This window comes from Natronospirillum sp. (genome assembly GCF_022565775.1).
GTDB lineage: Bacteria > Pseudomonadota > Gammaproteobacteria > Pseudomonadales > Natronospirillaceae > Natronospirillum.
In genome coordinates this window covers 1-5,424 of sequence record NZ_JAIUMC010000140.1, presented here as the reverse complement: position 1 = coordinate 5,424, position 5,424 = coordinate 1, and the positions used below count along the sequence as shown (strand labels likewise).

The window sequence follows — 5,424 nt, the reverse complement described above, 5'->3', positions numbered from 1 at the left end:
TGTCCGACCGGGTGCCGGAAGACGGCACCCTGTTTATCTTTCAGGCACTGAGCGGGGGCTAGTCAGGACTTCAATCGCTTCTCAACCAGTGCCTGCAAGGTCTGCGTGAGATCGGGCTCGCCATACACATCCCCGTGACAGGGAATCAGCACCGGCTGCTGCTGTTCGTTCAGCCAGCCGTTGAACCACTGCTTGAACGCCACCTTGTCGATCACATTCAACACAAAGATGGGGGTCATCCAGAGACCCAGGCGCAATCCGTATATCCGCTGCAACAAGGCCTTGATGAAGCTGTCCGACAGGGCTGTCAGATTCATCAGGCCGTCACAGACCAGCCACCAGGTTTTGCCGTCCAGTGCCACTGTCAGCCATATCTCACCACCCTTGCACTGGGGGACAAGGAACATACTGATGTGCTCAGGCAATTCCTCGGCCAACGCCTCAGGCAGCAAAAAGGTCGCACCGGTAATGCCGTTCTTCTGCAGCTTCTCTGCTGTGCCAGTCGCCGCCACGATGCGTGCCTCAGGGAACGCCGCCAGCCAGGGCGCTATGCCCAGCGTATGGCCGGAACTGGGGGCAACCAGCACTATTTCTGCATCCTTTCCCAGAAGTTCTGCAGCCTGTTGCAACAGGGGCTCACCCGGGCTGTACACCAGATATCTGTTCTGTTGGTTCAGCCGCACGATAACCGTTCGTGATACGGCCATGGGGGTCTGATACTTACCGGTCAGTATCTGCTCCCCGGTGTGAGGAATGGGTTCGAGTTGAAAGTTGTTCATAGGTCGGTGTGGTTCCCTGGCGGTGTTTGGTAAGCGACAGGCCGTGCAGACTGCTTGCGCGGACGCGGCTGGTCATATCTGTTTGTTGTCTGTCTCGATATAACAAAGCCTCATTATAGCCATTCGAGAATATCAACGATCTTCTCTCACGGATATTGAATAGCCGCCGACAGCGCCCTATACACTGCCTATAATTATTGCAGGGCATAAAACATGCGCTACATCTGCAGTGTCCGACTCATCACACATCACTATAAAAACACATCGGACGTGGCCGCATTCTGGGAGTATGAAAAATGGGATGGTCTGGAATCCGGTCCCTGTCCTTCAAATTCAATTGTTGGGCCATATCCATAGTCACGCTGCTGCTGGCGGCGAGCGCGGTTCTTGAATATCAGTTGTCCAAAAACCAGTGGCAGGAAGCCGCCAACCTGCGACAACAGGATATCGTGTCGTTTCTTGACCTGGCATTGCCACCCGCCTTGTGGAATTTCGAGATGGCCATTGTCGAAAACACCCTACAGGCCGCCGTTGTTGGTGACTTTCTGCAAGGGGCCTACCTGGAAACCGGGCAGATGGCGGGAGAATTCTTCCTTGGGTTCGAACTGGATGAGGCTGGAGAAGTCACCGAAACCGACCGGCCGGAAGACCTGGAAGCACTGAACCAGTTCCCGCTGTTCATTGCCGAAGAAGGCGACGAGCCCATCGGGGTGGTCTATCTGCGCCCCAATCCGGAATTCCTCTCCAGCCGCTTGCTCACAGTGAATACAATCGCCACTGTGCGCACCGCGCTGCTGGCAATGGCGCTGGGGCTGGTTCTGTATTTTCTGATCAAGATACTGATCAGCAGGCCCATCGTGCAGTTGCGCGACGCCATGCACGACATTGCCGAGGGTGAAGCCGACTTGACGCGGCGACTCGCAATCCAGCAGCGCAACGAGATTGGCAGCCTGGTCGATGACTTCAACACCTTCATGGGCAAATTGCAGACGTCCATGCAGGCCGTTGACGGCGTGGCAACGGAGGTCGGGTCCGCTGTAGTGCGCATGGAGCGATCTTTCGAAGTCAGCCGACAACTGGTGACAGATGAGCGTGCCGAGATCGAATCCATTGCCGAGGCGGTGAACCAGAACAGCGAAGCCTCACGAGAAGTCGCTCTGAATGCACAAAGCGCGTCCTCTTCCGCAGAGCATGTGGTGGACAATGCCCGGCATACCAAACAGGCCATGGAAGAATCCGTAAGCACCATGCGCAGTCTGGCCGACCAGATTCAGGAAATGAGCAGCGCCATGGACTCACTGCATGGCGAAGTCGACAGCATCGCCGGCACCATGACGGAGATAAGGGGCATCGCCCAGCAAACCAACCTGTTGGCGCTCAATGCCGCCATTGAGGCCGCCCGTGCCGGAGATCAAGGCAGAGGCTTTGCCGTTGTCGCCAGTGAGGTCAGAACCCTGGCCGCCCGCAGCCAGGAAAGCACCGTCGATATCGAAGACAGAATTGCCAGCCTGAAAGCCAGTGCCGAACAGGGTGCGTCCACCGCAGAGCTGGCCAAGGCGTCCAGCGAAACCAGTGTAGCCCGGGTCACCGATGCCCAGGAGTCGCTGTCGACGATTTTCGATGCCATGGATCAGATCAACAACATGGCCTCTCAGATCGCCACCTCCGTGGAAAAACAATCAGAGGCCAGCACCGAGATCAGCCGCAATATCGACCACTTGGCCGATCTGTCCCACAAGGTCAGCGATGAGGTGGAACAGGTGTCCGACAACAGTCATCAGGTGAGTGAGCAGACCGTGAAGCTGAACCAGCATTTGGGTGGGTTCAAGTGCTGACCGAGAGAAGACACCGCTCACGCCTTGGCTGCTATATTGTGCTTGCGCAGTAGATTACGAAACTGGTGGTAGCTGAGGTCCAGGCTCTGGGCGGCGCGGCCCTGATGACGGTCGTTCTGATCGAGCGCACGTTGCAGCAGCCGGACTTCCAGGCGCGCTACCTGGTCAGTGAACCCCAGACTATCGTCCAGATCGGCGGCTTCCCGGCCCTCGGGCTGCCAGGGTGAATCGAAGGGGTCGAGGACGATTTGGTCAATGGGGTTGTCAGGCTGGTTCCAGCGATACAGGCTGCGCTCTACCGCGTTTTTCAGCTCCCGCACATTGCCCCAAAACGGATGCTGGCACAGTTGCGCCAGCACCCGGTCCGAGAAACCCGGAAACATGGGCCACCCCAGTTCACTGCTCATCTGAATGCCGAAGTGCTCGGCCAGAATCAGAATATCATCCTGCCGGGCCCGCAGCGGCGGCAGCGTCAGCACATCAAAGGCCAGCCGGTCGAGCAGATCGGCCCGAAACCGGCCCTTGCGGGCCAGATCAGGCAGGTGCTCGTTGGTGGCCGCCACTATGCGCACATCCACCTGCAGTTTAGTTTGGCCGCCCAGACGTTCGAATTCCCCGTATTCGATCAGCCGCAGCAGTTTTTCCTGCACCGCCTGCGACATGTTGCTCACTTCATCCAGAAACAAGGTGCCCTCATGGGCGCGCTCGAAACGGCCCTTGTGCAGCCGCGTGGCGCCAGTGAAGGCGCCGGGTTCATAGCCGAACAGGTCGGCGTCCAGCAGGCTGTCACTGAGCGCCCCGCAGTTCACCTTCAGAAAGGGCTGCTGCCAGCGCTGGGACAGATAATGCAGGCGTTCTGCAATCAGTTCCTTGCCCGTACCACGCTCGCCAATAACCAGTATGGGCCGGTTCAGCGGCGCCACCTGAGACACCTGGTCCAGCAGATCTGAAAGCGCTGAGCTTTCGCCAATCAGCCGCTGGGGGGTATGTTCGTTCATGATCTGTATTTCTAGTGTATTTGGCTAACCAATTTAGCGTATTACGCTATTTATAGCCATGCGTGAGTCCGTTAATAATGGAAAATATAGTGAAATCAATAGCTTAAAAAACTGGCACGATTACTGATAACTACAAGCACAGGACAGTGCATCATCCGCTCAGTTCGAGCGGCGCTCTGACCAAAGACCATTGACTTGAGGAGATCTGACATGGGCATTTTTTCCCGCTTATCCGACATTGTTAACAGCAACCTGAATGCGCTGCTGGACCGCGCCGAGGACCCGCAGAAAATGATCCGCCTGATCATTCAGGAGATGGAAGAAACCCTGGTGGAAGTGCGCAGCAGTTCCGCCCGCGTCATCGCCGACAAGAAAGAAGCGCAGCGACGCCTGAGCCGCCTGCAGGACGAAGCCGGTGCGTGGGAAAAGAAAGCCCGCCTGGCGCTGGAAAAAGGCCGCGAAGACCTGGCCCGTGCCGCCCTGGCAGAAAAACAGGCCGTGCTGGACGAACAGGCTATTGTAGAAAAAGAGTTCACCGCGCTGGACGAGCACATGGAGCAACTGTCTTCGGAAATCGGTCAGTTGCAGCAAAAGCTGAATGACGCCAAGGCCAAGCAGAAGACTCTGGTGATGCGCCAGCAGACCGTATCCACGCGTATGAAAACACGGCGTGAGTTGCATAAAGACTCGCTGGAGGACGCCTTCGAGAAGTTCGAGCTCTATGAGCGCCGCATGGATAATATGGAAGGCGAGTTGGAGTCCATGGATCTGGGACGTGACGACCGCCAGAAACTGGCCAGCGAAATCGACAGCCTGGCACAGGACGAAGGCATCAACGCCGAGCTGGATCGCCTGAAGGCTGACCTGAAACGTGACGGCAAAGCCGAACAATAAGGGTTGCCTGTTCGGCCGACCAAAAGGAGTGAATCATGCATTTTTTCGAGTTCCTGTTCGTGCCCACCATCCTGTTCATGGTGGTCGTGATGCCGATCTGGATTGGCTTGCATTACAAGTACAAATCCAAAACCGCCGGCGGCCTGGGTGAGGCCGACCAGAAGCAACTGGACGCCTTGCTGCGCACCGCCGACACCCTGGCTGACCGCATCACTACACTGGAATCCATTCTGGATGAGCGCCAGCCAGACTGGCGCCGCCAGCGCCAACAGTAGGAGACGACGTCATGTCACAGTTCGACGATTTTTGGGAAAAGAGGCGCCAGGGTTACGGCATGAACCTCTACCGTAACAAGAGAAAGGGCTGGTTGGGCGGCGTGTGTGCCGGGCTCGGCGAGCACCTGAACATCGAGCCCTGGATACTGCGCCTGATCGCTGTTGGCGCCTTGCTGATGTTCACCTCGCTGGCGATTTTCGGCTATCTGGCCGCCTGCGTCTTGCTGGCCAAGCGCCCAAAGAAGCTCAAGGTGAAGCCGCAGACCGAGTATGACGAAACCGCCCACCAGGACCGCCCACGCAGCATGTTCAGGTACCCGGAAACCCCGAGTGAGCGCCTGCGTACCGCCCGCGAAAGGCTGGATGACGTATTGAACCGGGTGGAAACCATGGAGCGTTACGTCACCTCCAAGCGGTACAACCTGGATCGGGAGTTTTCGAAGATCCAGGATTAGAGGGGGCACCGCAGCAGCCAGTGGGCCCCGGTTGATGATCAAAGGATCAAAGGGGTCAGAGTCATTGATTGTGACACCATCGACTAAGAGCTAGCTGCCAAAGGCATCAAGATGCATCAACAGGAAATCAAGTTCCAATCCGGCGAGGCCGTGCTGGTCGGCACACTATGTGTTCCCGATACCACAGG

General features: G+C 57.2%; 6 protein-coding genes. 4 read left to right on the top strand and 2 right to left on the bottom strand.

All coding sequences use genetic code 11. From position 1 onward, the window contains the following. Positions 1-62 precede the first annotated feature (62 nt). Positions 63-779: a hypothetical protein gene (locus LAT62_RS15795; protein WP_293386101.1), complete on the bottom strand. Its 717-nt coding sequence runs from the start codon at positions 777-779 to the stop codon at positions 63-65. A 296-nt stretch (positions 780-1,075) separates the two neighbouring features. Between LAT62_RS15795 and LAT62_RS15790 the strand changes: the two genes are divergently transcribed. Then, complete coding sequence (locus tag LAT62_RS15790) at positions 1,076-2,614, top strand: methyl-accepting chemotaxis protein (protein WP_293386099.1); 1,539 nt, start codon at positions 1,076-1,078, stop codon at positions 2,612-2,614. A 17-nt stretch (positions 2,615-2,631) separates the two neighbouring features. On the opposite strand, the gene LAT62_RS15785 is transcribed toward LAT62_RS15790, so the two are convergent. Continuing rightward, positions 2,632-3,612: a sigma 54-interacting transcriptional regulator gene (locus LAT62_RS15785; RefSeq protein WP_293386097.1), complete on the bottom strand. Its 981-nt coding sequence runs from the start codon at positions 3,610-3,612 to the stop codon at positions 2,632-2,634. Between the two features lie 210 nt (positions 3,613-3,822). On the opposite strand from LAT62_RS15785, the gene pspA reads away from it, so the two are divergent. The 3 genes from pspA to LAT62_RS15770 are packed head-to-tail and all read left to right on the top strand — an operon-like array spanning position 3,823 to position 5,236. Next, on the top strand, positions 3,823-4,506 hold the full coding sequence (pspA, locus tag LAT62_RS15780) for a phage shock protein PspA (RefSeq protein ID WP_293386095.1): 684 nt from the start codon (positions 3,823-3,825) through the stop codon (positions 4,504-4,506). A gap of 35 nt (positions 4,507-4,541) precedes the next feature. After that, positions 4,542-4,781, top strand: a complete 240-nt coding sequence (gene pspB, locus LAT62_RS15775) for an envelope stress response membrane protein PspB (RefSeq protein WP_293386093.1) — start codon at positions 4,542-4,544, stop codon at positions 4,779-4,781. An 11-nt stretch (positions 4,782-4,792) separates the two neighbouring features. After that, on the top strand, positions 4,793-5,236 hold the full coding sequence (locus LAT62_RS15770) for a PspC domain-containing protein (RefSeq protein ID WP_293386091.1): 444 nt from the start codon (positions 4,793-4,795) through the stop codon (positions 5,234-5,236). The last annotated feature ends 188 nt before the right edge of the window (positions 5,237-5,424 follow it).

What these genes read in the sequence shown, in the direction of transcription:
- LAT62_RS15795 (WP_293386101.1), bottom strand. Translation starts at nt 779, where the DNA reads ATGAACAACTTTCAACTCGAACCCATTCCTCACACCGGGGAGCAGATA.
- LAT62_RS15770 (WP_293386091.1), top strand. Translation starts at nt 4,793, where the DNA reads ATGTCACAGTTCGACGATTTTTGGGAAAAGAGGCGCCAGGGTTACGGC.
- pspA (WP_293386095.1), top strand. Translation starts at nt 3,823, where the DNA reads ATGGGCATTTTTTCCCGCTTATCCGACATTGTTAACAGCAACCTGAAT.
- LAT62_RS15785 (WP_293386097.1), bottom strand. Translation starts at nt 3,612, where the DNA reads ATGAACGAACATACCCCCCAGCGGCTGATTGGCGAAAGCTCAGCGCTT.
- LAT62_RS15790 (WP_293386099.1), top strand. Translation starts at nt 1,076, where the DNA reads ATGGGATGGTCTGGAATCCGGTCCCTGTCCTTCAAATTCAATTGTTGG.
- pspB (WP_293386093.1), top strand. Translation starts at nt 4,542, where the DNA reads ATGCATTTTTTCGAGTTCCTGTTCGTGCCCACCATCCTGTTCATGGTG.